General features: G+C 69.9%; 22 protein-coding genes and 1 pseudogene. 11 read left to right on the top strand and 12 right to left on the bottom strand.

The window, feature by feature from the left end:
* The first annotated feature begins 35 nt into the window (after positions 1 to 35).
* Positions 36 to 476 carry a PaaI family thioesterase gene (locus H4F70_RS06940; RefSeq protein WP_182359626.1) on the top strand — a complete coding sequence of 147 codons (441 nt, stop codon included), beginning with the start codon at positions 36 to 38 and terminating at the stop codon, positions 474 to 476.
* A gap of 21 nt (positions 477 to 497) precedes the next feature.
* On the opposite strand, the gene H4F70_RS06935 is transcribed toward H4F70_RS06940, so the two are convergent.
* Complete coding sequence (locus tag H4F70_RS06935) at positions 498 to 1,814, bottom strand: family 1 glycosylhydrolase (RefSeq protein ID WP_182359625.1); 1,317 nt, start codon at positions 1,812 to 1,814, stop codon at positions 498 to 500.
* A gap of 57 nt (positions 1,815 to 1,871) precedes the next feature.
* Entirely contained in the window at positions 1,872 to 2,318 is a 447-nt protein-coding gene (locus H4F70_RS06930; protein ID WP_182359624.1) for a cupin domain-containing protein, read from the bottom strand.
* Between the two features lie 124 nt (positions 2,319 to 2,442).
* Between H4F70_RS06930 and H4F70_RS06925 the strand changes: the two genes are divergently transcribed.
* Positions 2,443 to 2,970 carry a gamma carbonic anhydrase family protein gene (locus tag H4F70_RS06925; protein ID WP_182359623.1) on the top strand — a complete coding sequence of 176 codons (528 nt, stop codon included), beginning with the start codon at positions 2,443 to 2,445 and terminating at the stop codon, positions 2,968 to 2,970.
* A gap of 28 nt (positions 2,971 to 2,998) precedes the next feature.
* On the opposite strand, the gene H4F70_RS06920 is transcribed toward H4F70_RS06925, so the two are convergent.
* From H4F70_RS06920 to H4F70_RS06905, 4 genes are all read right to left on the bottom strand, one after another.
* On the bottom strand, positions 2,999 to 3,775 hold the full coding sequence (locus H4F70_RS06920) for an enoyl-CoA hydratase (RefSeq protein ID WP_182359622.1): 777 nt from the start codon (positions 3,773 to 3,775) through the stop codon (positions 2,999 to 3,001).
* Positions 3,776 to 3,779: 4 nt separating this feature from the next.
* Positions 3,780 to 4,673: a 3-hydroxyisobutyrate dehydrogenase gene (gene mmsB, locus H4F70_RS06915; protein ID WP_182359621.1), complete on the bottom strand. Its 894-nt coding sequence runs from the start codon at positions 4,671 to 4,673 to the stop codon at positions 3,780 to 3,782.
* Between the two features lie 76 nt (positions 4,674 to 4,749).
* Positions 4,750 to 5,907 (bottom strand): acyl-CoA dehydrogenase family protein, encoded by a 1,158-nt coding sequence (locus tag H4F70_RS06910; protein WP_182359620.1) that lies wholly within the window; start codon positions 5,905 to 5,907, stop codon positions 4,750 to 4,752.
* Between the two features lie 2 nt (positions 5,908 to 5,909).
* The gene (locus tag H4F70_RS06905) at positions 5,910 to 7,412 is read right to left on the bottom strand and encodes a CoA-acylating methylmalonate-semialdehyde dehydrogenase (protein WP_182359619.1); all 1,503 of its coding nucleotides are present in this window, start codon (positions 7,410 to 7,412) and stop codon (positions 5,910 to 5,912) included.
* Between the two features lie 204 nt (positions 7,413 to 7,616).
* Between H4F70_RS06905 and H4F70_RS06900 the strand changes: the two genes are divergently transcribed.
* Positions 7,617 to 8,291: a GerMN domain-containing protein gene (locus H4F70_RS06900; protein ID WP_182359618.1), complete on the top strand. Its 675-nt coding sequence runs from the start codon at positions 7,617 to 7,619 to the stop codon at positions 8,289 to 8,291.
* Positions 8,292 to 8,353: 62 nt separating this feature from the next.
* Here the strand turns inward: H4F70_RS06900 and H4F70_RS06895 are convergent, their stop codons facing one another.
* Entirely contained in the window at positions 8,354 to 9,115 is a 762-nt protein-coding gene (locus H4F70_RS06895; RefSeq protein ID WP_182359617.1) for an SDR family NAD(P)-dependent oxidoreductase, read from the bottom strand.
* A 147-nt stretch (positions 9,116 to 9,262) separates the two neighbouring features.
* Here H4F70_RS06895 and H4F70_RS06890 point away from each other — a divergent pair.
* The 3 genes and pseudogenes from H4F70_RS06890 (at position 9,263) to H4F70_RS06880 (ending at position 13,370) form a co-directional block, all read left to right on the top strand.
* Positions 9,263 to 10,058, top strand: a pseudogene (locus tag H4F70_RS06890) (SDR family oxidoreductase).
* 78 nt (positions 10,059 to 10,136) lie between these two features.
* A complete protein-coding gene (locus H4F70_RS06885) occupies positions 10,137 to 11,663 on the top strand; it encodes an AMP-binding protein (RefSeq protein WP_182360224.1) in 1,527 nt (508 codons plus the stop codon).
* Positions 11,664 to 11,852: 189 nt separating this feature from the next.
* Positions 11,853 to 13,370, top strand: a complete 1,518-nt coding sequence (locus tag H4F70_RS06880) for an HNH endonuclease signature motif containing protein (RefSeq protein WP_182359616.1) — start codon at positions 11,853 to 11,855, stop codon at positions 13,368 to 13,370.
* Positions 13,371 to 13,481: 111 nt separating this feature from the next.
* Here the strand turns inward: H4F70_RS06880 and H4F70_RS06875 are convergent, their stop codons facing one another.
* Both H4F70_RS06875 and casI read right to left on the bottom strand, forming a co-directional pair.
* A complete protein-coding gene (locus H4F70_RS06875) occupies positions 13,482 to 15,089 on the bottom strand; it encodes a class I adenylate-forming enzyme family protein (protein WP_182359615.1) in 1,608 nt (535 codons plus the stop codon).
* A complete protein-coding gene (casI, locus tag H4F70_RS06870; protein WP_235681373.1) occupies positions 15,086 to 16,816 on the bottom strand; it encodes a steroid-22-oyl-CoA synthetase in 1,731 nt (576 codons plus the stop codon). The genes H4F70_RS06875 and casI overlap by 4 nt, the downstream gene beginning before the upstream one ends.
* A gap of 235 nt (positions 16,817 to 17,051) precedes the next feature.
* Here casI and casG point away from each other — a divergent pair, with 235 nt between their 5' ends.
* Both casG and H4F70_RS06860 read left to right on the top strand, forming a co-directional pair.
* On the top strand, positions 17,052 to 18,698 hold the full coding sequence (casG, locus tag H4F70_RS06865; protein WP_182359613.1) for a steroid-24-oyl-CoA synthetase: 1,647 nt from the start codon (positions 17,052 to 17,054) through the stop codon (positions 18,696 to 18,698).
* Positions 18,699 to 18,715: 17 nt separating this feature from the next.
* Positions 18,716 to 19,678 (top strand): amidohydrolase family protein, encoded by a 963-nt coding sequence (locus H4F70_RS06860; protein WP_182359612.1) that lies wholly within the window; start codon positions 18,716 to 18,718, stop codon positions 19,676 to 19,678.
* Here H4F70_RS06860 and H4F70_RS06855 read toward each other — a convergent pair.
* Together H4F70_RS06855 and H4F70_RS06850 are read right to left on the bottom strand one after the other, a co-directional pair.
* Positions 19,638 to 20,315, bottom strand: a complete 678-nt coding sequence (locus H4F70_RS06855; RefSeq protein WP_182359611.1) for a PaaI family thioesterase — start codon at positions 20,313 to 20,315, stop codon at positions 19,638 to 19,640. The two genes, H4F70_RS06860 and H4F70_RS06855, sit on opposite strands and share 41 nt — an antisense overlap.
* Complete coding sequence (locus H4F70_RS06850; protein WP_182345940.1) at positions 20,308 to 20,946, bottom strand: TetR/AcrR family transcriptional regulator; 639 nt, start codon at positions 20,944 to 20,946, stop codon at positions 20,308 to 20,310. Before H4F70_RS06850 ends, H4F70_RS06855 begins: the two co-directional genes overlap by 8 nt.
* Positions 20,947 to 21,190: 244 nt before the next feature.
* On the opposite strand from H4F70_RS06850, the gene H4F70_RS06845 reads away from it, so the two are divergent.
* The 3 genes from H4F70_RS06845 to H4F70_RS06835 are packed head-to-tail and all read left to right on the top strand — an operon-like array spanning position 21,191 to position 23,486.
* The gene (locus H4F70_RS06845; RefSeq protein WP_182345941.1) at positions 21,191 to 22,336 is read left to right on the top strand and encodes a 3-ketosteroid-9-alpha-monooxygenase, oxygenase component; all 1,146 of its coding nucleotides are present in this window, start codon (positions 21,191 to 21,193) and stop codon (positions 22,334 to 22,336) included.
* A 4-nt stretch (positions 22,337 to 22,340) separates the two neighbouring features.
* Complete coding sequence (locus tag H4F70_RS06840) at positions 22,341 to 22,640, top strand: hypothetical protein (RefSeq protein WP_182359610.1); 300 nt, start codon at positions 22,341 to 22,343, stop codon at positions 22,638 to 22,640.
* A gap of 57 nt (positions 22,641 to 22,697) precedes the next feature.
* Positions 22,698 to 23,486 carry an SDR family NAD(P)-dependent oxidoreductase gene (locus tag H4F70_RS06835; RefSeq protein WP_182345942.1) on the top strand — a complete coding sequence of 263 codons (789 nt, stop codon included), beginning with the start codon at positions 22,698 to 22,700 and terminating at the stop codon, positions 23,484 to 23,486.
* A gap of 86 nt (positions 23,487 to 23,572) precedes the next feature.
* On the opposite strand, the gene H4F70_RS06830 is transcribed toward H4F70_RS06835, so the two are convergent.
* Positions 23,573 to 24,007, bottom strand: coding sequence for a MarR family winged helix-turn-helix transcriptional regulator (locus H4F70_RS06830; RefSeq protein ID WP_235681372.1), 435 nt, complete (start codon positions 24,005 to 24,007; stop codon positions 23,573 to 23,575).
* Positions 24,008 to 24,144 lie beyond the last annotated feature (137 nt).

The following is a 24,144-nucleotide window of genomic DNA, read 5'->3' as shown; positions in this document are numbered from 1 at the left end:
TTCCGGGCCGCCTCCCGGTATGACAATCTGTCGAGATGCCGGAACATGTGGTGCGCAATCCCGGGTTCGAGACGACCATCCGCGATTCGTTCGCGCGGCAGGGTCTCATGTCCACCTACGCGGCTCGGCTCGAGCGTGTCGCGCCGGGGCTGGTCGACATCGCCGTGCCGTTCGCCGACGGACTCACCCAGCAGGCCGGGTACTTCCACGCCGGGGTGACGACTGCGGCCGCCGACACCGCCTGCGGCTACGCGGCGCTGACGCTGATGGCCCCCGGCTCGGAGGTGCTCTCCGTCGAGTTCAAGACCAACCTGCTCGCCCCCGCACGCGGGGATCGGATCGTCGCCCGCGGCCGCGTCATCCGCTCCGGGCGCACCATCACCGTGTGCCAGGCCGACGTGTTCGGCGTGGACGGCGAGGAGGAGACGCACTGCGCCACGATGGTCGCGACGATGATCCGCGTCGACGCCGGCTGAGCACCCCGCCCCCTCGACCGGCTAGTCCACCACCACCGGATCGAGGCAGCTCGACGGCGCGTCCACCAGCGAACACACGGCCGGGGGCCGGCTGGGCGTGTAGTCATCGAGTACTCCTCCCGCGCGGATGATGTCGCGGTAGGCGTCCACACCGTCGGTGGGCCGCCGGGTGAGAGTCGGATCGGTGAGCACGTCGACGGTGTACAGCCCGAACCGGGGCGCGTACGTGCCCCACTCGTAGTTGTCGGTGAGCGACCAGTAGTTGTAGCCGATCACGTTCATGCCGTCCGCCTTGGCCCGCTGGATCCAGTAGACGTCGTCGCGCAGGGCCGCGGCCCGGGTCTGCCCGTCGCTGCGTGGTGCGCCGTTGTCGGTGGGCATCCCGTTCTCGACGATGTAGAGCGGCTTGCCCGGGAACGTGCGCGCGTAGTACCGCAGCGCGTAGTAGATCCCCTCCGGTTCCAGGGTGGCCTTCCAGTGCTCGTCGAGCAGCGCGTAGACCGCCGTCGGATTCGTGGGAGACACACCGTAGTAGTAGTCGATGCCGATGTAGTCGAGCCGGCCCGCCACCTTGTCGATGAGCTGGGCGTCCATCACCGGCTCCACCGTGGGGATGTAGGAGGCGTTGGTGGTGACCATGGCGCCGGGCTGTACGGCGTGAATGTGGTCGTAGATGGCGCGGTGCGCCTGCGCCATCCGGTCGAACATCACCGGGACGTCCGCCGGCGCGAGCCCGCCGTGCTTGACCTCTTGCATCACGTAGGCGGTGCCCTCGTTGAACGTCACCCACAGCGGGTCGAGGTGCGCATAGCGGTCCACCACTCTGCGGGCGTTCTCCAGCCACAGCTCGACGATGTCCGGGTTCGCCCAGCCGCCCCGGTCCGCCACCCAGCCCGGGTACACCCAGTGGTCCAGCGTGAGCATCGGACGCATACCGGCGTCGACGATCTCGCGCAGCACGTCGTCGTAGTACTCGAATGCCTGCTCGTCCCACTGCCCCGGCGCAGGCTCGAGGCGCGCCCACTCGATCGACAGGCGGAAGGTGTTCACCCCCAGGTCCGCAGCGCGTCGGATGTCCCCGGGGTAGCGGTGGCGGAAGTCGACCGAATCCAGGTACGGGTCGGCGGAATTCTGCGCGTATCGCGTCCAATTGCTGTCCGGAAAATAGCCGCCGGACTGGAACTCCGACATCGCCACGCCCCAGTGGAAATCGTCCCCCAGCGCCGGCGGCGCGTCGGCCACTGCGAGGTTCCGCGGAACAGCAACGAGCCCGATGAGCAGTACCGCCGCGCCGAGCACGCGCAGGACCAGTGCGCGCGCGCCGAAACTCTTCAGCATGGCCGGAAGTTAGCATCCTGGACGTGCGTTCGGTGCGGTTCCGCGGAACCGCCGGGGCTACGGCTCCGGACAGTCCGCAGCGGGCGCGTCGATCGCCGGCGGATCACCCGCCTGGTCGATGTACAGGCTCCACAGGAACGCGGTGGTCTCGCCGGTATTGGTGCCCACGTGCGCGGCGCCCCCGCCCGACATCGGATCCCCCGGGCCCGCCGTGTACACGGAGCAGTCGTCCAGTGTGCGGATGATGTAACCGCCGGTGACGATCCCGGGCACGTCGCCGTCGTGCGTATGCCACCCCGTGGTGCCGCCCGGAGAGAACACGATGACGCGCGCGGTCACGTCGGTCCCCGCGATGCTCACCGTGCCGAGGGGGATCGGAATGACGCCGGACGGCGGGGTCGCAGAGGCGGCGGGCGCCGCGACCACCGCGAGGGCTGCCGCCGCCACTGAGGCAGCCGCGCAGACGGCGGCGCACGCCGGGGTGGGATGCTGTGCTCGCGACATGGTCACCTCGCCGGATGCGGAACAGTACCCGTCACAGTAGCGCCGCCAGGCCGCGCCACGGCCTGGATCGCTGGTTTCGCCGGGCCCGGCCCCCGCACCGCCCCCGACGCGCTACATTCCGCACATGCCGCTGTTCAGCTTCGAGGGGTCCGCACCCGAGGTCCATCCCGGCGCGTGGATCGCACCGACCGCCACGCTCGTCGGCGACGTGCACGTCGAGGAGGGCGCTTCCGTCTGGTACAACGCCGTGCTGCGCGCCGACTTCGGCCCGATCATCGTGCGGACCGGCGCGAACGTGCAGGACTGTTCGGTGGTGCACGGCGGCGAGGAGGCCACGGTGATCGGCCCCGACGCCACCGTGGGCCACTCGTGCGTAGTGCACGGCGCCGAGGTGGGCGCGCAGGCACTCATCGGCAACGGCGCGGTGGTCCAGGACGGGGCCGTGATCGGCGACAGGGCGCTGGTCGCCGCCGGGGCCGTCGTCACTCCTGGCACGCGGATCCCCGAGGAGTCCGTCGCCACCGGCACCCCCGCAACGGTGCGCGGGCCGCTCAGCGGCAGCGCGGTCTGGTGGGTGGACAACAATCCCCGGACCTACCGCGACCTGGCTCGGCGCCACTCCGAGGGCTCCCGCCCCGCCGGTGACGTATGACCTGCGGCCGGGTGCGAACGCCGGCTCCTCAGCCCTTGTTGAACTCCGGCTTGCGCTTCGCGATGAACGCCGCCATTCCCTCGGTCTGGTCGTCGGTGGCGAAGGTGGAGTAGAAGACGCGCTTCTCCGTCCTCAGTCCCTCGGCCAGCGGGGTCTCGAAGGCCGCGTTGACGGCGTCCTTGGCCATAGCGGCAGTGGTTTTCGACATTCCGGCGATAGTCGCCGCCACCTCGAGGGCGGCGTCGCGGAGATCCTCGGCAGGCACCACTCGCGCCACGAGCCCGGCGCGCTCGGCCTCGTCGGCCTTCATGTTCCGCCCTGTCAGGCACATGTCCATGGCCTTCGCTTTGCCGACGGCACGGGTGAGCCGCTGCGATCCGCCCATGCCGGGGATGACGCCGAGCGTGATCTCCGGCTGGCCGAACTTGGCGGTGTCCGAAGCGATGATCATGTCGCACATCATCGCCAGCTCGCAGCCGCCGCCGAGCGCGTACCCCGACACCGCCGCGATGATGGGGGTGCGTGCCCGTGTGAGCACATCCCACCGGCCGAAGAACTGCTCGGCCTGGATGTCCTCGAATGTCTTGGTCGACATCTCCTTGATGTCCGCCCCCGCCGCGAACGCCTTCTCGGAGCCGGTGATGACGATGGCGCCGACGCCCGGGTCGGTGTCCAGTGCGGCCACCGCATCGGTCACGTCGGTCATGAGTTGCGTATTCAGAGCGTTCAGCGCCTTCGGCCGGTTCAACGTGATCACCCCGACGCGGCCCGATCGTTCGAGGAGGATGGTCTCGTAATCACCCACTGGTTCAGTTCCCCTTCCCGGACTTGTCCCGGATGTCGTTGATGATGTCGGAGAAGTCGTTGGCCGCACGGCCTGCGTCGCGCATCTCCGCGTAGCGCTCGGCCATGCGCAGCCCCAATTCCCCGGCGACGCCGTGCTCGCGCAGGGCATTCGCCGCCAGCCCCAGGTCCTTGGCCATGAGCCCCACCGCGAAGCCCGCCTCGTAGCCGCGGTTGGCGGGGCTCGCCGGCACCGGGCCCGGCACCGGGCAGTTGGTGGTGAGCGCCCAGCATTGTCCGGACGCGTGGGAGGCGACGTCGTAGAGCGCCTGGTGCGACAACCCCAGCGCCTCCCCCAGCACGAACGCTTCACTGACCGCGTCCATGGAGATCGCGAGGATCATGTTGTTGCACAGCTTCGCCGCCTGCCCGTTGCCCGGGTCGCCGCAGTGCACGATCGTGCGGCCCATGTCCTGCAGCAGCGGTTCGGCGCGCCGGAAGGTCTCCTCGTCGCCGCCGACCATGAATGCGAGGGTGCCGGCCTCGGCACCCACCACGCCGCCGGACACGGGGGCGTCGATCATGGCATGCCCGGCCGCGGTGGCCATCTCATGTGCGGCCCGCGCGTCCGCCACGTCGACGGTGGAGCTGTCGACGAACAGCGTGCCCGGCGACGCGGACGGCAGGATATCGGCGTACAGTTCCAGCACCAGCGCCCCGTTGGGCAGCATGGTGACCACGGTGTCCGCACCGGCGACCGCGTCGGCAGCAGCGGGGGCGACCGCCACGCCCGCGGTCGCGGCGGCCTCCTGCGCCGCGGGCACCGGGTCGAAGCCGCGCACGGTATGCCCCGCCTTGACCAGGTTGGCGGCCATGGGGCCGCCCATATGCCCCAGCCCCAGAAATGCGATGGTGCTCATCAGTCAGTCCTTTCGGCGGCCGCTGCGGCCGCGGGTGCCGGGTCGCCGTCGATCTCCCGGGCGTGGGCGCCCGTTGTCACGACGCGACCGTCCTGCCGACGATCATCCTCATGATCTCGTTGGTCCCCTCCAGGATCTGGTGCACGCGCAGATCCCGCACGATCTTCTCCAACCCGTACTCGCTGAGGTAGCCGTAACCGCCGTGCAACTGCAACGCTTCGTTCGCTATCGCGAAGCCGGCGTCGGTCACGTAGCGCTTGGCCATCGCGCACAGCGTCACCTTGTCGGGGGCATCGTGGTCGAGCGCGTCCGCGGCGCGCCACAGCATCAGCCGCGCCGCCTCCAGGTCGGTCGCCATGTCCGCCAGCCTTCCTTGCAGTACCGGCGAGGTGCTCAACGGCGCACCGAACGCCTCGCGCTCGCGCAGATATCCGGCTGTCTGCTCGAAAGCCGCGCGGGCACCGCCGAGCGAGCAGGCGGCGATGTTGATGCGCCCGCCGTTGAGCCCGTTCATCGCGATGGCGAAGCCCGACCCCTCCCCGCCCAGCAGGTTCGCCGCGGGAACACGCACCCCGTCGAGGATGACCTGGCGGGTGGGCTGGCAGTTCCAGCCCATCTTCGACTCGTTCGCGCCGAACGACAGCCCCTCGGCGCCCTTCTCCACGACGAACGCGGAGATCCCCCGCGGGCCGGCCGCGCCCGTGCGGGCCATGACGACGTACACGTCGGACACGCCTGCGCCGGAGATGAACTGCTTGACCCCGTCGAGTACGTAGTGGTCGCCGTCGCGCACGGCCCGCGTGCGCAGCGCCGCCGCGTCCGACCCGGCTCCCGGTTCGGTCAGGCAGTAGCTGCCCAGCAGCTCCATCGCGCACAGCCCGGGAAGCCAACGTCTGCGCTGCTCGTCGCTCCCGTAGGAGTCGATCATCCACGCGACCATGTTGTGGATGGAGATGTAGCCGGCGGTGGCGGGGCACGCCGCGGCGATCTCGGTGAAAATACGCGCCGCGTCGATCCGCCGCAGCCCGGACCCGCCCACGTCCTCGCCGACGTAAATGCCGCCCAGCCCCATCGCGGCGCCCTTGCGCAGGACGTCCACCGGAAAGTGCTTGTCCCGGTCCCACTCCAGGGCATGCGCGGCGACATGTTCGACGGCGAAATCCCGCGCGGTGCCGACGATGGCGCGTTCGTCCTCGCTCAACGCGAACGCGCTCGCGGCCGGCGCCGTGTCCACCGTCACTCCATCACCGGCAGCACGAAGTGGTCGGCGTTCTCCTTGAAGCCGGACTGCCAGCGCTGCGTGACGGTCTTGGTCTTGGTGTAGAAGCGGATGGAATCCGGCCCGTGCTGGTTGAGGTCGCCGAATCCGGAGCGCTTCCAGCCGCCGAAGGTGTGGTACGCCACCGGCACCGGGATCGGCACGTTGACGCCGACCATGCCGGTGTCGACGCGGCTGGCGAAGTTGCGTGCGGTGTCGCCGTCACGCGTGAAGATCGATACGCCGTTGCCGTACTCGTGGGTCGACGGGAGATCCAGCGCCTCCTCGTAGTCGTGTGCACGGACGATGCACAGCACGGGGCCGAAGATCTCCTCGCGGTAGATCGACATGTCTTTGGTGACGTTGTCGAACAGCGTGCTGCCCAGGAAGAACCCGTTCTCGTGCCCGGCGACGGTGATCTCGCGGCCGTCGACCACCAGCTCCGCGCCGGAGTCGATGCCGGCCTGGATGTAGTCGCGCACACGGGCCACGGCGGCGGCGCTGACCAACGGGCCGTAGTCCACGTCCGGGTCGTCGTAGGAGCCGATCGCGAGCTTGTCGATGCGGGCGACGAGCTTTTCGCGCAGCCGGTCCGCGGTCTCCTGCCCCACGGGCACCGCCACGGACAGCGCCATGCACCGCTCCCCCGCAGACCCGTAGGCGGCGCCCACCAGCGCATCCGCCACGTCGTCGAGGTCTGCGTCGGGCATGATGATCATGTGGTTCTTGGCGCCGCCGAAGCACTGGGCCCGCTTGCCCCGCGAGGTCGCGCTGGAATAGATGTACTCGGCGATGTCGGACGAGCCGACGAATCCGAGCGCCTTCACGTCCGGGTGCTCCAGGAGCGCGTCCACCGCCACCTTGTCACCGTTGACCACGTTGAAGATCCCTGCGGGCAGTCCGGCCTCGATGAACAGTTCGGCCAGGCGCAGCGGCACCGATGGGTCGCGTTCCGACGGCTTGAGGATGAACGCGTTGCCGCACGCGATCGCGGGCGCCGCCTTCCACAGCGGGATCATCGCCGGAAAGTTGAACGGCGTGATCCCCGCGACCACGCCGAGTGGCTGACGCACCGAGTAGACGTCGATGCCGGTGCCCGCGCCCTCGGTGTACTCGCCCTTGAGCAGGTGCGGGATACCCATCGCGAACTCGACGACGTCCAGCCCGCGGGCGACGTCCCCATGCGCGTCGGCGATGGTCTTGCCGTGCTCCGAGGCCAGCAGCCGCGCGAGCTCGTCGGCGTTCTCACGTACCAGCTGCGCGAACTTCATCATCACCCGCGCACGCCGCTGCGGGTTCCACGTCGCCCATTCCTTCTGCGCCGTAGCGGCATCCGCAACGGCGGCGGACACCTCGTCGACGCCCGCCAGCGGAACCCGCGACTGCACGGCACCATCGCTGGGGTTGTAGACGTCCGCAAAATGCCCGCTGGTGCCGGGCACCCGTCGGCCGCCGATGAAGTGCGCAAGTTCCTGCACCATGACGCTCCCGCCTCTCGTGTGATCGTGATGACACGAGAATATACTTGGACTACCAACTATGTCTAGACCTAGTTTCCGTACCTCGTGCACACGAAGTCGCGATCCATGGACGACGAATGCCGGCGCGCATGAGCAGTACGGCGATCACGTGCAACGCGCCACGCTTGCGCGCCGATAACGTGGGTACATACGAGGAGGCGCGCCATGCATCGCGTTGCACGGATCGTCCTGGCTGCCGCACCGGTGCTGCTGGTACTCCCCGCGGCCTGCGGACAAAGCGCCGATCCGCCGTCCGTCGCCGCCACACAGGACGGTCCGACGACGTCGGCTCCTGCCGTGCCGGACCCCTCGGACACGAGTCAGAACGAACCGGGTCCCACGGCATCAAGCGCGCTCCCGCCCGGGCAGGATTCTTCCGGCACCGTCGCCCCCGGCCCGGCGGCGTCCGGCGAACCCGGCGCCTCGCACCCCGAACACACCGCACGGCACTCGCTCACCTTCATCGCGATAGGCGACGGAGGTGCGACCGGACACCCGGTGGGCTGCGGCGACAGCGCCGTGCCCGTCACCGTCACGACGGAGACGATCGCCCCGCTCGGCGAGCTCTACCGCGCACTGCTCGCGGTGGACGAGCAGCACTACGGCGCATCCGGCCTGTACAACGCGCTGGCGATGTCCGACCTGTCGTACCAGGGTGCGACGATCGCCGACGGCCATGCGACGGTTCGCCTGGCCGGTGATCTGACGATGGGCGGCGAGTGCGACATCCCGCGAGTGCGCGCGCAGCTGACCGAGCCCGCCCTGCAGTTCGGCAACGTCGACTCGGTGGAGGTTTACATCGATGGCACGCCGCTGGACGACGCGCTGTCCTTGCGATGACAACGGCACCGGCCGCCTCCTGACGGAGACGGCCGGTGCCGCGTGCAGAATTGCGAGCCGGTCTACGCCCAGCGCGCCTGCCCGCCGTCCAGCGGGATCGTCGCTCCGGTGAGGTAGCGCGCGTCGGGGCCGACGAGGAACGCGACGGCGCGGCCGATGTCCTCCTCGCACTCGCCGATCCGGCCCATCGGAATGGTGGCGACGAACGCCTCGGCCTCTTCGGGATTGTGCTCGGTCCACGCCTTGAGCCCGGGCGACAGCGCATGCGGCGCGACGGCGTTGACCCGGATGTTGTCGCGCCCCCACTCCGAGGCGGCCGCGCGGGTGAGTGAGCGGAGGGCCTCCTTGGCGGCCGCATACCCGCCGTAGTTCGACGTGTCCCATCGGACGGCCGCAGACGTGACCATGTTGATCACGGACCCGCCGCCACGCTCCTTCATGACCGGATAGCACAGCTGCATGAGCGAAAGCGCCGCCAGCGGCCCGACGGCCAGGGCCTTCTCGATGTGGTGCCGCTTGACCTGCGCGATCGGGCCCAGGACGCTGTAGTTGGCGTTGTTGACGAGGATGTCGATCCCGCCGAGCGCGGTCACTACTTCGTCGACCGCCGGCGCCAGCTGCTCCTCCTTCGCCACGTCGCACTCCACCGCGATCGCGGTGCCACCCAGTGCGCGGACGGCCTCCGCCGTCTCGTCCACCTTGGCCTTGGTGCGCCCCAACGCAGCGATGCTCGCGCCCTCCTTGGCGAGGGCGAAGGCGATCCCCTCGCCCACGCCCTGACCGGCGCCGGTGATCAGCGCGACCTTGCCGTCCAATGTGCCCATCGATGCGCTCCCAAGTGTCGGTGGGTATGACCTACCCGTTCAGTGACCACCAGGGTAATCAACCGAGCAAGTGCTTGGTAGCCTCGTCCCGGTATACGGAGCACGCCGACACACGGAGCACGCCGACGCCCCGGAAGCGAGGACCGCATGAGTTCCCCCGATCCCACCAGCACGATCGACCTGAGCGGCCGGGTGGCCATCGTCACCGGCGGCACCAAGGGCATCGGATTCGTCATCGCGACGACGCTGCTCGCCGCGGGCGCGGAGGTGACGGTGTGCGGCAGGACCGAGCCGGAATCGCTGCCTGCCGCGGGCGGCCGCACCGCGCAGTTCCGTGCGCTCGACGTACGCGACGCGGAGGCGGCGAAGGCGCTGGTGCAAGACGTCGCGGGACGGCACGGCCGCCTCGACATCCTCGTCAACAACGCCGGCGGCTCCCCCGATGCCGATTCCGCCACCGTCTCCACGCGGTTCGTCGACAAGATCGTGGCACTGAACATGCTTGCGCCGTTCTACCTGGCGCAGGCGGCCAACGCCGTCATGCAGCAGCAGGACTCCGGCGGGTCGATCGTCAACATCGGCAGCGTCTCCGCCCACGATCCGCAGCCCGGCACGGCCGCGTACTCGGCCGCAAAGGCAGGGCTGCTCATGTTCAGCCAGGCACTGGCTCTCGAGTGGGCGCCGAAGGTGCGCGTCAACCACATCACCACCGGCCTCATCCGTACCGACGCGGCCGCCGAGGTCTACGGCGACGACGGCGGCGCGGCGGTCGCCTCGATCATCCCCATGCAGCGCATGGCAGTCCCCGGAGGACGTCGCCAAAGCGTGCCTGTTCTTCAGCAGCGACCTCGCCACGTACCTCACCGGGACCGACCTGGCCGTGCACGGCGGCGGCGAGTTCCCCGGCCGTTACCTGGTCACCCGCGGCGGCGAGAAGCGCTGATGCGCACCGACACCATCTGGACGAAGGCCGACCCGTTCGCCTCGCTCGTGGCCGCACGAGCGGACGACGAACCCCGGCCTGCGGTTCGAGGACCGCGAATGGTCCTGGCGACAGGTCGTCGCGGAGGCGACGGCGCGGGCCGAGCTGGCCCGCAGCATGCAGGTGGACGGCCCCTGGCACATCGGCCTGCTCATGGAGAACTCGCCGGAGAACCTGTTCTGGGTGCTCGCCGCGGGCCTGTCCGGGGCCACCATCGTGGGGATCAACCCCACGCGCCGCGGCGCCGAGCTGGAACGCGATATCGATTTCACCGACATCCAGCTCATCGTCACCGACCAAGCGCACCGGCCGCTTCTCGACGGACTGACGCTGGGGTGCCCGCCCGAGCGCATCCTCACCAGCGACGCACCCGACTTCGCCGCACTGCTCGAGGCGGAGGGCGACGGAACCGGCGGCGGGTTCGCCCTGCCCGATCCGGCGACGATCTTCTCGCTCGTGTTCACCTCCGGCACCACCTCGGCCCCCAAGGCGGTCATCTGCTCCCAGGGGCGGCTGGGCACCATCGCCCGACAGCAGCAGGAGCGCCGGAACCTCGGCCCCGACGACGTCTTCTATGTGGCCATGCCGATGTTCCACTCGAACGCCATCATGGCCGGCATCGCCCCCGCCGTCAGCGCCGGCGGCTGCATCGCACTGCGCAGGAAGTTCTCCGCATCCGCATGGTTGGAGGACGTCCGCCGCTACAAGGCCACGTTCTTCAACTACGTCGGCAAGCCGCTCAACTACATCCTGGCCACCCCTGAACGGCCCGACGACGCCGACAATCCGCTGCGGATCGCCTTCGGCAACGAAGCCAACGAGAAGGACATCGACACCTTCTCGCGACGGTTCGGGTGCCAGGTGATCGACTCGTACGGCACGTCCGAGGGCGGCATGCGGATCAACCGGACCGCCGGTATGCCCGCGGGGTCGCTGGGCCTGGCCGACGAGGGCACCGCCGTCATCGACCCCGACACGCTCGAGGAATGCCCGCGGGCCGAGTTCGACGAGCAGGGAAGGCTGCTCAACGCGGAGAAGGCCATCGGGGAGATCGCCAACACGCGCAACGTGAACCAGTTCGAGGGCTACTACGGCAACGCTGAAGCCGACGATGAGCGCGTCCGGCACGGCATCCTGTGGTCCGGCGACATGGCCTACCGTGACGCCGACGGCTTCTGGTACTTCGCCGGCCGCACCTCCGACCGCCTGCGCGTGGACGGCGAGAACTTCGCGGCGGCCCCGGTCGAACGCATCGTGGCCCGTTTCCCCGCCTTCAATCACGTCGCCGTCTACGCCGTGCCCGACGAGGTGGTGGGCGATCAGGTGATGATCGCCGTGGAGCTCTACCCGGGCACCGAGTTCGATCCGAAGGCGTTCGGCGGGTTCCTGGCCGAACAGCCGGACCTCGGCACCAAGTGGGCGCCCAAGTACGTGCGCCTCTCCGCGGCCCTCCCCCGCACCTCGACCAGCAAGGTGATCAAGCGGCAGCTGCAGGCGGAGGGGTATGACGTGCCGGACAGGGTGTTCGTCCGCGACGGCAAGGAGCTCGTCTTCCGCGAGATGTAGTCCGACTCGGCACACTCGGCCTTCTTCGAACGTGGATTCGGAGAACTTTCGCTTGGTCACGTGACATCGAACAATCGTTCCCGTATGGTGGATGCTGCAGCGGGGGGCTGTGGGATGCGATCGGGGGGCGGAACGATGGGGCGCAGGCGGGGTCGCAATACCGGCGCGGGCAGGGCTGCGGCGTCACCGATGACCGCGAGCCTGTGGTGCCGCACCGACCCGGAGCTGGTCGAGGGGCTCGACGACGCCGTCCACTCCCTGTTCGCCCGGGAAGTGGACTTGCTGCGCCTGATCGCAGAGCTCTCGGGGCGCGGCAGCGACGTCGGCAATCCGGCCCAGGTGGCGAGCATGGTCGCTGATCGCACCACGATGTCCCTGTACCTGGCGCGCAATCTCGTCACCTTCGCCCAGCGGCTGCGTGACAGGCCACGCGTGTTCGAGTCCTATGCGGGCGAGCGGATCTCCAAGCCGTCCGCAACGCTGATCATGGATTTCCTCGACGACCCACCCCCGAACATGCCCGCCGATGAGGTCGCCACCGCAGAGTCGGTGCTCATCGAGTTCGCGTCCAGCCACAAGCAGGCCGAGCTGTCCGCCACGATCGACGGCATCCGCGAGCACTACACCGAACTGCCCTGCGACTCCGAGCCGGGATCCGCAGGCGACGGCGCATCGGAGGGAGACGACCACGGGGCGGGCTCCTCCGGCAAGGACGGTACCGAGGGCGATAGCGGTGCCGAGGGCGAAGGCCGAGCTGCGGGCGGGCAGGATACCCCTTGGCCGCTGCGCCGCCGCAGCGACACCTTCGGCGGCGACGACACCACCCGCAACACGCTCTTCCTCTCCCGCACGCTCGGCGGGCGCTACGTCGTGCGCGGCGACCTCGACGCGGAGACCGGCGAGCGGCTGAGTGCGGTCCTGTCGCCGTACTCCGCACCGCGCCCCGAGGCGGACGGCACGCGCGATCGCCGCAGCGCCCCCAAGCGCCGGGCCGACGGGCTCGCCGAGTTCCTGCGCCGGCACACCACGTGCTCCGCCGCCGACGGGCAGGGATCACCCGGCGGGGAATCCGCGCGCGGCAGCGCCGGAACAGCGGCAGGCGGTGCGGATCACGCGGGCGGCACCCACGACCTCGGCGGCGGAGCCGGCACCGGCGCGACGCTGTCGGTGCACATCGGACTGCGCGACCTCGCGGACACCGACGCCGACCATGCCGTGCGCGCGGGACTGATCGCCGCCGGCCGGTACGCGGAAGTTTTCGACAACCTGCCGCACGGCCTGACCGACTGGTTCGCCGCCATGCCGGTCTCCGCCGCGCGCCGCCTCGCATGCGATGCCGCGGTCACGCCGGTCGGTGTCGACGGCCACGGCGCGCCGTTGAACGTCGGCCGCACGCGCAGGCTGGCGACGGCGGCGCAGCGCCGTGCACTCGCCGCACGCGACCATGGCTGCGCCTTCCCCCGGTGCGATCGCCCGCCCGCGTGGTGCATCGCGCACCACGTGCACCACTGGGTGGACGGCGGCCCCACCGACCTGGACAACCTCGTCAGCTTGTGCACGGAACATCACCGGTCGGTACACCACCACGGATGGAAAGTGACGGTCGACGCCGCCGCGAGACGGCCGCGGTTCCGGGCTCCGGCCGGACACACGCTCGCACTGCAGTGGCTCGACTCCGACGGTGGCGCTCAGCCTCCCCCGGAGTAGCGCCGACGGACGGCCTCCCCGGGGTGCACGACGCACACGAGATCATGCGCATTACCCGCGCGCACCTGCCGCCCGGTCCACGGCCGCAGTCCACGCATGCCGTACGGAGGATCACTCCAGGTGATGCGGCGCATCCGCTGCCGGATCACCGCCGCGCTGCAGCGCCGCGGCGCGCACCACCTTGCCGGAGGCGTTGCGTGGCAGCGGCGCGTCCCGCACCAGCCATCGGACGGGGACCTTGTACGCGGCGAGCCTGTCGGAGACATACCGGGCGAGGTCAGCGGTCAGCGCCGGGCCCGCACCGTCCGCGCCGGAGTCGTCGCCCGCAGGCACGACGACCGCGCACACCTCCTGGCCCCAATCCGGGTGCGCGGCACCGTGCACCATGCACTCGTCCACCGCCGGATGCGACTCGACGACGGCCGCCACCTCGGCCGGATAAACATTCTCGCCGCCACGGATGATCAGATCCGTGCGGCGGCTGTGCACCCGGAGCCGGCCGTCGACGAACTCCCCCACGTCGCCGGTCCGCAGCCAGCCGTCCGCATCGAATGCCGCGCCCGTCGCCTCGTCGTCGCGCCAGTACCCGCTCATCAGGTGCGGCCCGCGGGCCCAGATCTCGCCCACTCCGGCGTGCCTCTCCTCGTCGACGGTGTCGGCTGCCCTCGGCTCCGCGACCAGAACCACTCCCGCGCCGTCCCGGATCTGCACCTCCATCTGCGGCACCGGGCTACCGACGCACAGCGGGTCCGCCGCCAGGTCCGCTTCAGTGGCCGCAGTGACGGGGCATGCGGTCTCCGTGAGCCCGTAGGTGGCGGCGAGCCCGGTCCGCGCGGCCGGCACCAGCGCCCGCAGCCGATCCTGCATCGCGGTCGAGGCGGGCGCGGTGATCAGCGACAGGCCGCGCAGCGACTGCAGCCGCCGCGCCGTCACCGGGCGGGATTCGAGCAGGTCGAGCAGCCGGGACGCCATCGTCGGCACCGCGCTCCAGTGCGTCACCGACTCCCCCTCGATCAGCCGAGTCACGCCGTCGACGTCGAAGCGGCCCTCCCACATCACGGCCGCGTCCCCCAGCGCCAACCGCGGCACGGTCAGGTTGTGCAGAGCAGCCACGTGGAAAAGCGGCGTCGCCAGCAGGTAGCGCCGCGGGGCAGGGTCGTCGACGCGCGGACCTCGCTGATGGTCGACAGTGGCGATCAGGCTGCGGTGCGGGTGCACGACGCCCTTGGCCCGGCCGGTGGTTCCGGAGGTGAACAGGATCGTCGCCGGATCGTCCGAGTGCGCGCGCATGCCGCCGGAAGCCGCTTCGCCCGCACCGTCCGCCACCATCGCGTCGACCGATTCGATCGCGCACACGGGCACCGCCCCGTCGCCCGTGCGCGGCACGAGGCCGCGCCGGCGCTCGTCCGCCAGCACCAGCGCGGGCTCGGTGAGGTCCAGCGCATGCTCGACCTCGGGCGCCGCCCACCGCGAGTTCATGGCCACCACGACCCCGCCGAGCGCCGCCACCGCCCAGAATGCGGTGATCCAGGGGATCCCGTTCGCGGCGAGGATCGCCACCCGGTCTCCGCGGCCGATCCCGTACTCGCGCCGCAGCACGGTCGCCAGCGCGTGGGCGCGTGCATGATTCTCCCGGAATGCCACCCGCCGTCCGCCCGCGACGAGGTACTCGGCATCGCCGCGACCTGCGGATTCCTCCAGCAGCCGGGCCAGGTTCACGCCCCCACCGCCGCCGCGCCGGGCGGCAGCAACCGCGTCCGGCCGTACGTGGCGAACTCGGCCTCGAGAGCGTCCATCTGCTCGGCCGACATCGGCTCGTAGTGCACGCCCCCGCGTCCGGCCCACCGGTAGACGGGTTCGTCGCACCGCCACGCCTGCCGGGCGACAACCTTTTTCTGGACCTTGTTGGACCCGGTGGTCGGCAGGCCCCGCGACACGCGCAGCAGCCGGGGCGTCGCTTTGGTCCCCAGGTCGTTCTGGGCGGCGAGGAAGCCCACGAACTCGTCGGTGTCGAACTCCGCGCCGGGCTGGACCTCGACGGCGGCCATCACCTGGTCGCCGGACCGTGGATCGGGCACGGCGAAGGCGACGGCGGTGGCGACCTGCGGATGCCGGCGCAGGATCCGTTCGATCAACAGCGCCGAGGTGTTCTCGCCGTCGACCCGGATCCAGTCCCCCTTGCGTCCGGCGAAGTAGATGAACCCGTCTACGTCGACATATCCGAGGTCCCCGGTCCAATACCAGCCGTGCCGCAGCCGCTCCGCGTCGGCGGCGTCGTTCTTGTAGTACCCCTCGAACGCCCGGGCACCCCGCTTGTCGACGATCTCGCCGATCGCCTCATCCGGGTTCTGCACGCGCCCGTACCGGTCCAGGAGGGCGGGCTTCTTCGCGGCGAGGGTGTCCGGGTCGACGATGACGATGTCCTCGTGCGCCGGGCGGCCGAGTGCCCCCTCCGGCGCGTCGGGCGCCCGGCGCACGCTGCCGGAGCCCTCCGACGAGCCGTAGCCCTCGTAGAGCACAGCGCCGAACCGGCGGCGGAACTCGGCCTGGTCGTCGGGCGAGGCCTCGGTGCCGAAACCGTGGGTCAGGGTGTTGTCCGCATCGTCGGGACGTTCAGGCGTGAGCATCAGATAGCCGAGCGCCTTGCCCACGTAGGTGAAGAACGTCGCCCCGAAGTGCCGGACGTCGTCGAGGAAGCCCGACGCGGTGAACTTGGGCGTGAGGCACACCGTCGCGCCGGCCGCGAGCGCCGGCGCCCACAGCGACATCAGCGCGTTGCCGTGGAACAGCGGCATGCAGCAGTAGCAGACGTCGTCGCGCGTCACCGCGTACTTGCGGCCCAACCGGTAGCCGAGGCGCGCCAGCCTGCCCTGGCTGCACTTGACCGCCTTCGACATGCCGGTGGTGCCGGAGGTGAACAGCAGCAGCATGAGCGCGTCCTCGCCCGCCGATGCGTCGGCCTGCACGGCGCTGCCTGCCGGGAGCCGATGCGCGTCGACCGCCTCCGCGTAGCCGGGGCCGTCGGTGACGAGGATCCGCTCGGGCGGCACCCCCACGTCCAGACCCGCCAGCAGCTCGAGCCCGGCGGAGTCGGTGACGATGATCCGGCAGTCGGCGAAGCGGATCTCCGCCTCGAGCATCGCACCCCTGCGCGTGGAGTTGATGCCGACGATGGTGGCGCCGGTCAGCGCCGCTCCGCCCAGCCAGAACAGGTACTCCGGATCGTTGTCCAGCAGGACGCCGATGTGCCGCGGGCCGTCGACGAAGACGGCGTCCGCCAACGCGCCCCGGGCCGCGCTCTCACGGACGGTCTCCGCCCACGACCAGGTCCTGTCGCGGGTGCGGACCCCGGGATGCGGGTCGTCCGCACGGTCCAGGAGTAGTCGTGCAATGGTCGTGCGGTCGGCGGCCGCATGCGCGCCGCCCTCCCGTCCGGATTCCGCCACTCGCATTCCCCTTCCCGATGACACCTTTCGGATGGGCGCCCGGCGGCCGCACCATGGGCACTCCTACCCTGAAGCTAACCGTCCTACCGGGCCGGGGGCGCGATGTCCCGATGATCGGAAGAAGTGTCCCGATGATCGGAAGAATCCGCGCCGCGTCACCGGCACGGCACGGCACACTGTCGGCACCGTGCCACGTGGATCACATCCGGCAGTCCGGACCCAGAAGGAGAACGAGATGCCCGCCGACCCCCAGGAAGCCTACGCACAGCTCATCGGACGGTTGACCGGCCCCGGGGGGCCGCACGAGCTCGCGCGGGAGAATGTTCTGGGCGCCCCCATGACGGTGTTCAAGAACCGGATCGGTTCGCTCGCTCAGATGCTCGTCGACTCCGAACGGCACGGAGACGCCGAGTACATGGTCACCGAGGACCAGCGGATCACCTTCGCCCGGCACGCCCGTGACGTCCGCTCGATCGCGAAGGTGTTCGCGGACGAGTACGGGATCGGCAAGGGCGACCGCGTCGCGATCCTCGGCGCGAACAGTCCCGAGTGGGTGGAGGCGTTCTGGGCCACTCAGCTGCTCGGCGCGATCGCGGTGGGATTCAACGCGTGGTGGGCACCGATGGAGGTCACCAACGGCCTGGAGCTGAGCGAGCCGAAGCTGCTGCTCGTCGACACCAAGAGGGCGTCACTGCTCGGCGAGGTCGACGTGCCGCTGTTATCGCTCGAGGATGACGTCCCGCGGCTGGCGGCGGCCCACCCCGAGGCGGTCGCGCCGTCCGTGGAGATCGACGAGGACGACCCGGCGATCATCCTGTTCACCTCCGGCACGTCCGGCAAGCCCAAGGGCGCCGTGCACTCCAACCGCAATGCCATCGCCGTCACGGGTTTCCACGTGTTCAACGACTCGATCCTCGAAGCCTTCGCCGGCGACGACGCGGACGCCGACCACGTCTACCTGGTGACCTCGCCGATGTTCCATATCGCGAGCCTGCACAACATCGTCGTGCCGCGCCTCGCCACGGGCACCAAGATGGTCATCTACCAGGGCAAGTTCGACGCCAACCGGGTGCTGTCCCTCATCGAGAAGGAGAAGATCACCAACTGGGGCGCGGTGCCCACCATGGCCAAGCGCCTCATCTCCGACGGTGACTTCGACGCGTACGACACCTCGTCGCTCAAGGCCTTCGCCCTGGCGTCCGCGCCGTCCTCGCCGTCGTTCCAGCAGCAGCTGCGCGAGCGGGTGCCGTTCGCGCAGAACAGCCTCGTCAACAGCTACGGGCTCACCGAGAGCTGCGGCGGCATCGCCGTGGCCACCCCGCCCGACCTCTCCGCACACCCCACCACGGTGGGGCGGCCCACCCTGACGGTGGAGATGGAGATCCGCGACGCGTTCAACGAGAAGGTCGAGGACGGTGTCGAGGGCGAGGTGTGCGCCCGGGCGCCGTACATCATGATCGGATACTGGAACAACGACGAGGCCAACGCGTCCGCCTTCGACCAGGACCGCTGGCTGCACACCGGCGACATCGGCATGATGAAGGACGGCATGCTGTTCCTCACCTCGCGCCGGTCCGACCTCATCGTCCGCGGCGGCGAGAACATCTATCCCACCGAGGTCGAGCAGTGCCTGGACGACTACCCCGGCGTGCGCGAGTGCGTGGTGCTCGGCGCGCCCGATGACGACTTTGGTCAGGTGCCCGTCGCCATCGTGGTCACCGAGCCCGGTGCGGACGTCACCCGCGAGGGTCTGGAAGGGTGGGTCTCGGAGCGGCTCGCCTACTTCAAGCGACCGGTGCGCTGGCGCATCACGGAAAATCCGCTGCCGCGCAACGCCACAGGCAAGATCGTGCGCCGGGAGATCGCCATCCCGACCGCCTAGAGGAGTGTGATCGGACTGTGCAGCACCACCGGCCGGAACCCCAAGAGGACGCGGCGCCCGCGACCGAGACGGCGCGGGAATCCGCCGAAGTCGTGGACTTCTGGCAACGGCTGGGGCTGCCCGGGCTGATCGACGTGCACACCCATTTCATGCCCGCCCGCGTGCTGGACAAGGTGTGGCAGTACTTCGACTCGGCCGGCCCCCTGGTGGGCCGGCCGTGGCCGATCGCCTACCGTCACGACGAGGCCACCCGCATTGAAACTCTCCGCGGTTTCGGCGTGCGGGCATTCTCGTCGATGCTCTACCCGCACAAGCCGGACATGGCGGCCTGGCTCAACTCGTGGGCCGCCGACTTCGCCGCCCGCACCCCCGATTGCCTGCACACCGCCACCTTCTACCCGGAGCCCGGCGCCGGCGCATACGTGTCGGAGGCCCTGCGAGCCGGAGCCCGGATCTTCAAGTCGCACGTGCAGGTGGGTGACTACTCCCCCGACGACCCCCTCCTGGACCCGGTGTGGGGCCTGCTCAGCGACGCCGGCGCACCCACCGTCATCCACTGCGGCTCGGGCCCCGCCCCCGGCAGGTTCACCGGCCCGACGCCGGTCGCACGGCTGCTGGCCCGATTCCCGCGGTTGCCGCTTATCGTCGCCCACATGGGGATGCCCGAGTACGCGGAGTTCCTGGACCTCGCCGAGCGGTACGCGAACGTGCACCTGGACACGACGATGGCGTTCACCCGGTTCACCGAGGAGCAGCTCCCCTTCGATCCGGCGGAGCGTCCCCGGCTGGCCGGGCTGCAGGGCAAGATCCTGCACGGGTCGGACTTCCCCAACATCCCCTACCCGTATGCGGAGTCGCTCCACGCCCTGACCCGTCTGGAACTGGGCGACGACTGGCTCCGCGCCGTCACCTACGACAACGCCGCCCGACTGTTCGGCATCACTCCTCCCGGCGCGGGCGAGGCACCTTCTTGTCGATGAACAACCCCTCCGCGGACACGCACAACTCGCCGGCCTCGTCCCGGATCTCCCCGACGGTCCAGATCTTGCGGCCCTCGGCCCGTTCCTGACGCGCCGACACGGTGAGCGTCCGGAACAGCGGCGTGGGCTGGTGGTAACGCAGGGTGAGCTGCGCTGTCATCCCGTCCCGGCCGGCCCACGAATTGGCCACACCCAGGGTGTGGTCGAGCAGCAGCGCCGACACCCCGCCGTGCACGCAGGTCGGCGGCCCCTGGTACGGGATCGTCATGGTCACTTCGCCGTCCACGCTGCCGTCCGCGCGGCCGGACAGGGTCAGGGGCGGTGCGATGGCGTTCTCCGGCCCCGTCACCGGGTCGTGGCGGGTAATGCCTTCACCGGACCACATGTCCACCAGCCGGTCCTGCACCGTCGGCGCCTGCGCGTCCAGGTCGTCCACGACGGCCTCGAGCCGCTCGGCCACGCCGGACAAGTCGGTGCCGTCGCGGTCCGCGCGCAGCAGCGCGTCGATGAGCCGCCGCGCCGCGTGCGTCGCCCGGTCGATGGCCACCTCGCCGCGCGTCGCGGTGAGCACCGTGCCGTCCGGACTCTCGCCGACCCGCGGGGGCCGTCCGTCCGTCGCCCCCGGCCCCTCACGCACCGTGGGTCTCCCGCCATGCGACCGCACTGGACAGCGACCCGAGCAGGATCCGGCAGAACGCCTGCAGGTCCGCCTCCGCGGTCGACTGGGTGACGTGCCCGTTGAGGCACGACTGCAGCACGCCGAGCCACTGCTGGTTGAGCAAGCGCAGCAGCTGTTCGTCGTGCTCGGTCGGCGCGTCGATCCGCGCCGCCTCCAGCACCGCGTCGTCGAACGCCGCGTCGACCCGCGCCGAGTCCAGCACCGTGTCCACGTGGGCCGTGTTGATCGACCGCACCATCGCCGAGGCCAGCAGCGGCCGGCGCATGAGCGCCCGGAGCGCGCGCGTGGAGAGCAGCGCCACCGCCTCCTGCGGCGACTGACCGGGGTCCGCGGCCACCCGGTAGCTCGAACGCATGTCCTCGACCTCACGCGCCATGACGCCGACGAACAGGTGCGTCTTCGACGGGAAGTAGCGGTAGAGGGTGCCGATGGCGATCCCCGCCTGCTTCGCCACGTCGTGCATCTGCACGCGTTCGAACTCGTTCTCCTCGGCCAGTTCGGTGGCCGTGTCGAGCATGCGGCGGTACTTCTCCCACTGCAGCTTCGAGCTCGGCTCGGCGGGCACCCGTGCCTCGGCTATACGTGGCATTCCCCTCCGCACCCCATCTCCGTCGTCGTCCGTGTGCCGCGAGCACCTGCGGGTCGCCCCGCGGTGACTCCGGCCACGACATCGTGTGACAAACGCGGGTTCCGCGCCGACCGCCCGTCCGCTCACCGGAAAACAGAGGTCCGGGCCGTCCGGAGGTCTCGCTGTCCGGGAAGCGCTACCAGCGCGTATAGGTGCCGCCATACCGTGGCCCTAACTCAGCAAACCCGCATCGAGGACGGACGTCATGACTATCACCGCAGACGGCACCAACTCGGCCCGCATGATCGACTCGGGCCCGGCCCCGGACCGTTACGCCCGCGGCTGGCACTGCCTGGGCCTGGCACAGGAGTACCGCGACGGCAAGCCCCACTCCGTGGAGGCCTTCGGCGGCAAGCTCGTCATCTGGCAGGACACCCACGGCGACATCAAGGTTCTCGACTCGTACTGCCGTCACATGGGCGGCGACCTGTCGCAGGGCACGATCAAGGGCGACGAGATCGCGTGTCCGTTCCACGACTGGCGCTGGGGCGGCGACGGCAAGTGCAAGGACATCCCCTACGCCAAGCGCGTGCCCATGCGCGCCCGCACCCAGGCGTGGAAGACGATGGAGCGGGACGGCCTGCTGTTCGTGTGGAACGACCCGGAGAACGGCGAACCGGAGGATTACATCCCCGTCATCCGCACCGGCGAGGACGAGTGGACCGAGTGGCAGTGGAAGACGATCATCATCGACACCAACTGCCGTGAGATCGTCGACAACGTGGTGGACATGGCGCACTTCTTCTACGTGCACTACGCGCTGCCCACGTACTTCAAGAACGTCTTCGAGGGCGTCACCGCCACGCAGTACATGAACGGCGAGGGCCGCGAGGACATGATCCCCCCGGGCACCAACCCCGCCCACGTGGCGCAGGGCAACTCCTCGGTGGCGTCCTACTACGGGCCCTCGTTCATGGTCGACGAGCTGTGCTACCACTACACGGACTTCGACGTGGAGACCAAGCTGATCAACTGCCACTACCCGATCAGCCCCGACCGCTTCGTACTCATGTACGGCGCGACGGTGCGCAAGACCGAGGACATCCCGGCCGGCAAGGCCGAGAAGATCGCCGCCACCAACGTCGAGTTCATCACCAAGGGCTTCGAACAGGACGTGGCCATCTGGCGTTCCAAGACACGCATCGACAACCCGCTGCTGAGCGAGGAGGACGGCCCGGTCTACCAGCTGCGCCGCTGGTACGAGCAGTTCTACGTGGACCGCGCGGACGTGACCGCCGAGATGACCGACCGCTTCGAGTTCGAGATCGACACCTCGAAGCCGATGAAGTCGTGGCGCGCACAGATCGCCGAGAACATGGCCGCCCGCGAGACCGCCGGGGCGCAGGGGTAGCGCGATGGACTTCCATCCCGTCAGCTGCGACCGTTGCGGCACCGAGGTGCTGGTGCACAAATCCAGCTTCCACCAGACCTCGGTGCAGTGGAACGGCACGGCCGCCCAGAACTGCGAGCTCCTGCAGTCGGCGGCGTCCGAAGCCAAGCGCCTGGAGCCGGAGGCGCACTCGTGCTCCGCGCTGCGCGCGAGCATCGAACGCGCCGTGGTCGAGGGCAGGCTCGTCGTGCCCGAAGACGACGACCGCACCATCCCCGGTCTCGGATCGCCCGGCGAGGCTGCCACCGAGCGCCTGGACGACTGACCGCCCGTCACCGCAAGAACGACAGCCCGTCACCGCACGCAAAGGACGCATTCACCGATGATCGACACGACCAAGTACGGCCCTTGGGCCGTCATCGCCGGCGGCTCCGAGGGTGTGGGCGCCGCATTCGCCGACGAACTGGCGCAGGCCGGCATCAACCTCGTCCTGGTCGCCCGCAAGGCCGGCCCGCTCGAGGAGACCGCCGAAGCCGTCCGTCAGCACGGCGTCGAGGTGCGCACGCTGGCGCAGGATCTGCTCACCGACGACGCCGTGGCCAACATCGCCGCGGTCACCGAGGGCCTGGAGGTGGGCCTGCTGATCTTCAACGCAGGCGCCAACACCTACGGGCACGAGTTCGTCACCGGCGACATGGACGGCTTCCGCGGGGTCATCACGCTCAACGTCGACCGCCAGCTCGAACTGGCGCAGCTCTACGGCAAGCCGATGGCCGACCGCGGCCGCGGCGGCATCATCCTGCTGGGTTCGCTCTCCGGCTACCTGGGCTCCGAGCAGCAGAGCATCTACTCGGCGTCGAAGGCGTTCAGCCGCATCTTCACCGAGGGCCTGTGGCTGGAGATGAAGGACCGCGGAGTGGACGTGCTGCAGCTGGTGCTGGGCGTCACCCGCACGCCGGCGATGGAACGGGCCGGGCTGAACTTCGACGTGCCCGGCATGCGGGTGTCCGATCCGCTCACCGTCGCGCGCGAGGGCCTCGAGCACATCACCGACGGACCCGTGTGGGTGGCGGATGGCAACCAGAAGGGCGCCGAACTGCAGTCCGGCTTCCCTCGTGACAAGATCGTCGCCGGCCACGCCGCCGCTCTGCGCAAGCTCATGGGCCGCTGACCGCCGGCGCGCCGACGACAGCACCCGAGAGGCGGGGAGGATCCTTCCGGATCGTCCCCGCCTCTGCGCTTGTCCGTCCTGCGCGCTCAGCGCTGCGCGTACTTCTCCTCCAGGCTCGCGATCAACTCGAGCAGCGACGCCCGGAACTGTTCCGGATCTTTGATGGCCCCCGCGATCAGCGGGTCCGATTCCACCCGTTCCGTGATCCGGGTGTGCAGCTCGCGGCCGCGCTCGGTGATGGTGACGAGTTGGCGCCGCTCGTCGTGCGGATCGGTGGCCCGCGTGACCAGGCCGTGCCGCTCGAGCCTCTCGATGCTGCGGCTGATGGTCTGGTCGGTGACGCGGCAGTAGCGCGCGACGCCGCGCTGCGGCAACGGACCGTCCCGCAGGCTCTCCAGGATGATGAACCCGGCATGGCTGACCCCGTGCTCGCGCAGCAACTGCTCCCACGCATGCTGCATCAGCCGGGACGCCGTCATCAGCAGGCGTCCGATGCTCCACTCCGAGAGTTGCCGGGTCACAGGTCAATCGTAGGCAGCGCCCATCGGCACCGTGGCCTATTCATGACTTAGCAGGCCATCCCGGCCGGCCGACGCGGCATCACGACCGACGACGACGCCGCGCCCCTGCCTGCGGTCAGGCGGGGGCGCGGCGTCGG

Source organism: Tomitella gaofuii, from assembly GCF_014126825.1.
Classification (GTDB): Bacteria; Actinomycetota; Actinomycetes; order Mycobacteriales; family Mycobacteriaceae; genus Tomitella; species Tomitella gaofuii.
Note: the sequence above shows the minus strand (reverse complement) of the source record. Positions and strands in the feature narration are given on the sequence as shown.